Source organism: Streptomyces sp. DvalAA-14, from assembly GCF_900091855.1.
GTDB lineage: Bacteria > Actinomycetota > Actinomycetes > Streptomycetales > Streptomycetaceae > Actinacidiphila.
In genome coordinates this window covers 1-3694 of sequence record NZ_FMCH01000559.1, presented here as the reverse complement: position 1 = coordinate 3694, position 3694 = coordinate 1, and the positions used below count along the sequence as shown (strand labels likewise).

At 74.7% G+C, this 3694-nt stretch carries 3 protein-coding genes; 2 read left to right on the top strand and 1 reads right to left on the bottom strand.

Features of this window, described 5'->3' with window-relative positions; genetic code table 11:
• Positions 1 to 113 precede the first annotated feature (113 nt).
• Positions 114 to 1091 carry a 2,3,4,5-tetrahydropyridine-2,6-dicarboxylate N-succinyltransferase gene (dapD, locus tag GA0115240_RS30045; protein WP_093741529.1) on the top strand — a complete coding sequence of 326 codons (978 nt, stop codon included), beginning with the start codon at positions 114 to 116 and terminating at the stop codon, positions 1089 to 1091.
• A 215-nt stretch (positions 1092 to 1306) separates the two neighbouring features.
• A complete protein-coding gene (locus GA0115240_RS30040; protein ID WP_093741528.1) occupies positions 1307 to 2689 on the top strand; it encodes an aminotransferase class V-fold PLP-dependent enzyme in 1383 nt (460 codons plus the stop codon).
• On the opposite strand, the gene GA0115240_RS30035 is transcribed toward GA0115240_RS30040, so the two are convergent.
• On the bottom strand, positions 2667 to 3694 hold a 1028-nt coding region (locus GA0115240_RS30035), incomplete at its 5' end, for an ABC transporter permease (RefSeq protein ID WP_141709017.1). The genes GA0115240_RS30040 and GA0115240_RS30035 overlap by 23 nt on opposite strands.

Here is a 3694-nt window from a genome sequence, read left to right as displayed (position 1 = left end):
GCGGCGGGGTGGGGTGGCCGGTCAGTGGTGGGGGCGTGTGCCCGGCGGCGCGGGGGCCGCGGCGTCCGTGAGCCGCCTACGCAGGCCCGCAGGGCAACCGCTAGCGTCGGGGTATGACTGACATCCGCCCCGGCGCCACCGCCACCGGCCTGGCCACCCTCGCAGACGACGGCACCGTTCTCGACACCTGGTACCCCGCCCCGGAACTCCGCCCGGAGCCGGGTCCCGCGGGCACCGAGCGGCTGACAGCCGAGCAGGCCGCGCAGGCCCTGGGCGCCGCCGCCCCGAAGGCGCTGGGGCCCGACCCGCGCCGCGGCGTCGAGGTCATCGCGGTACGTACCGTCATCTCGTCGATCGACGACAAGCCGCTCGACGCGCACGACGCCTACCTGCGCCTGCACCTGCTCAGCCACCGCCTGGTCCGCCCCAACGAGCTGAACCTCGACGGCATCTTCGGCCTGCTGGCCAATGTCGCCTGGACCTCGCTGGGCCCCGTCCCGGTGCCGAACCTCGAAGCCACCCGGCTGGCGGCCCGCGCCGAGGGCCTGCACCTGGCGGTGTACGGCGTCGACAAATTTCCCCGGATGACCGACTACGTCACCCCGTCGGGGGTTCGTATCGCCGCCGCCGACCGGGTCCGCCTCGGTGCCCACCTCGCCTCCGGCACCACCGTGATGCACGAGGGCTTCTGCAACTTCAACGCCGGCACGCTGGGCACCTCCATGGTCGAGGGCCGCATCTCGCAGGGCGTCGTCATCGGCGACGGCTCCGACATCGGCGGCGGCGCCTCCATCATGGGCACCCTCTCGGGCGGCGGCACGCAGCGCGTATCGGTCGGTGAACGCTGCCTGCTGGGCGCGGAGTCGGGCCTGGGCATCGCGCTCGGCGACGACTGCGTGGTCGAGGCCGGCCTCTACGTCACGGCCGGCACCCGGCTCACCCTCCCGGACGGCCAGATCGTCAAGGCGGTCGAGCTGTCCGGCGCGAACAACCTGCTGTTCCGCCGCAACTCCACCACCGGCAAGGTCGAGGTGCTGCAGCGGGAAGGCTCCTGGGGCGGCCTCAACGCCGTTTTGCACAGCCACAACTGACGGACCGTCGGCGCCGACGCGAAGACGCACTGACGCACTGACGCACTGGCGGACCGGCCGCAGCTGACGGACCGCCGACCGCCCGCCCGGCCCCGTACCGCCACCGCGGACGGCAGGCCGGGCGCGGCCGCCGCGGCGTACCGTTCCTCGCGCCCCGCCGCCGGCGGTGGGATCCTTGGTCGGCAGACCGCGTACCACAGCCGGGGGACCGACCCATGTGCAGTTTCGCCGCGTTGCGCGCCGCCGAGTACGGATACGGGTATCTGGACGACGGCGGCCATGTCTATCTCGACCACACCGGGGCCGGCCTGGCCGCCCGCGCCCAGGTCCGCGCGCACGCCGACCGGATCGCGGCCGGCCCGTTCGGCAACCCGCACTCGGCCAGCCCCGCCTCCGAGGCGTCGGGCGCCCTGGTGGACCGGGCCCGCCGCCGCGTGCTGGACCACTTCCGCGCCGATCCCGCCGAGTACGCCGTGGTGTTCACCGCCAACGCCACCGGCGCCTGCCGGCTGGTCGGCGAGGCGTACCCGTTCCGGCCCGGCAGCCGGCTCGCCCTCACCCTGGACAACCACAATTCCGTCAACGGCCTGCGCGAGTACGCCAGAAGCCGCGGCGCCGACACCGTCTACATACCGCTGGAGCCGCCGGGCCTCGGCCTCGACGCCACCGCGATGGCGGCCGTACTGGACAGCGGCGGCCCGGGGCTGCTCGCCTACCCGGCCCAGAGCAACTTCAGCGGCGTGCAGCACCCGCTGGACTGGGTGGTCCGCGCCAAGGAGGCGGGCTGGGACGTCCTGCTCGACGCGGCCGCCCACGCCCCGGCCAACACCCTCGATCTGACCGCCGTAGGCCCGGACTTCGTCGCGATCAGCTGGTACAAGGTGTTCGGCTACCCGACCGGACTCGGCTGCCTGCTCGCCCGCCGCGAGGCCCTGGACCGGCTGCGCCGGCCGTGGTTCTCCGGCGGCACCATCCACGTGGTCAGCGCCCAGGGCCAGTGGCACCACATGGCCGACGGCGAGGCCGCGTTCGAGGACGGCACTGTCAACTACCTGAGCATTCCCGACATCGAGTGGGGCCTGGACTGGATCCGGACCGAAGTCGGGGGAGTCGAGGCCATACACCGCCATGTCGGCGCGCTCACCGCCGAGTTGCTGACCGGCCTGCTCGCCCTGCGGCACGCCGACGGCAGCGCGCTGGTCCGGATCTACGGTCCCACCGGCACCGCCGGCCGCGGCGGCACGGTGGCGCTCAACCTGCTCGACCCCGCGGGCCGGATCATCGACGAGCGGATCATCGCCCGCGACAGCGCGGCCCGCCGGATATCGCTGCGGACCGGCTGCTTCTGCAATCCCGGCACCGGCGAGGCGGCCTTCGCCATCGACCGGGACGTGCTCGGCGGCGCGGTCCGCACCACCACCGGCACCATCGACGACTACCTGGGCCGGCTCGGTCTGCCGTCCGGCGGCGCGGTCCGCGTCTCGCTCGGCCTGTCCTCCAACCGGGCCGACATCGCCGCCTTCCTCGCCTTCCTGGCCGAGACCTACCGCGACCGGGCCCCCGACCCGACCGGCCTCACCCCTCGGCTGGTCTGCTGACCGCGGCCGCCGCCGACCGGGCCTGCCGCGCCCGCCCCGAAACGCCGCCGACCGTACGGCACTTGCCGGCCAGCACCAGCCACGCCCCGGCCAGGAACAGCGCGCCGAATCCGGCCAGCAGCAGCCAGTCCACCCACACCGCCCGCCCGAACGAGTCGCCGTAGGAGGCCAGGAGCGGCGGCCCGAGCGGCGAGGCGCCGCTCGACCACAGCCGCGGCAGCCCAATGCCCCCGCCCAGCCCCTCGTACGCCCACCGGTTGGTCATCGCCGCGCTCAACAGCCGCCCGGCCCGGGCCATTTGCGGAACCGGTACGAACGCCCCCGAGAACAGCACCTGCGGGAAGCACAGCAGCGGCAGCATCAGCGTGGCCTGCCCCGGCTCGCTCACCGCCGCCGACGCCAGCAGGCCCAGCGCCAGCGCGGCGGCCGACGCCAGCAGCACCGTGGTGAACAGCGAGCCGTACGTGCCCCAGCCGGCCGCGGGCAGCCGGTCGAGCCCGCGCAGCACCGCCAGCAGCACGGCGTCCGCCGCCGCCAGCACCGGCATCAGCAGCGCCGCCTTCGACAGCAGGTACGGCCCCAGCCGCAGCACGGTGAGCCGCTCGCGCCGCACCACCGGCAGTTCGGCCGAGATCTGCAGCAGCCCGTAGGTGAGCCCGAAGAAGAAGCCGCCGAACGCGATCCAGAACAGGATCATCGCCGCCGAACCGGGGCTGGGCGCCGCCGGGTCGAACGCGCCGGCCCGGAAGAGCAGCGCGAACATCGCCACGATGACCAGCGGGGAGCCCAGCACGACCGCCGCGCTCAGCCGGTTGCGCAGCAGCAGTTCGGCGCCGCGCCGGGTCAGCAGCCACCACTGGCCGACCGGCCCGAGCGGCGAACCGCCCGCGGGCGTACGGGAGTCGCGGGCGTGGAGCACCTCGTGCCCCGGCCCCGGCAGCGGGTCGGCGGGCCGGGCGCTCTCCGTGCCGGGGCCGCTCACCTGCCGCGTCTCCCCGGGGCCAC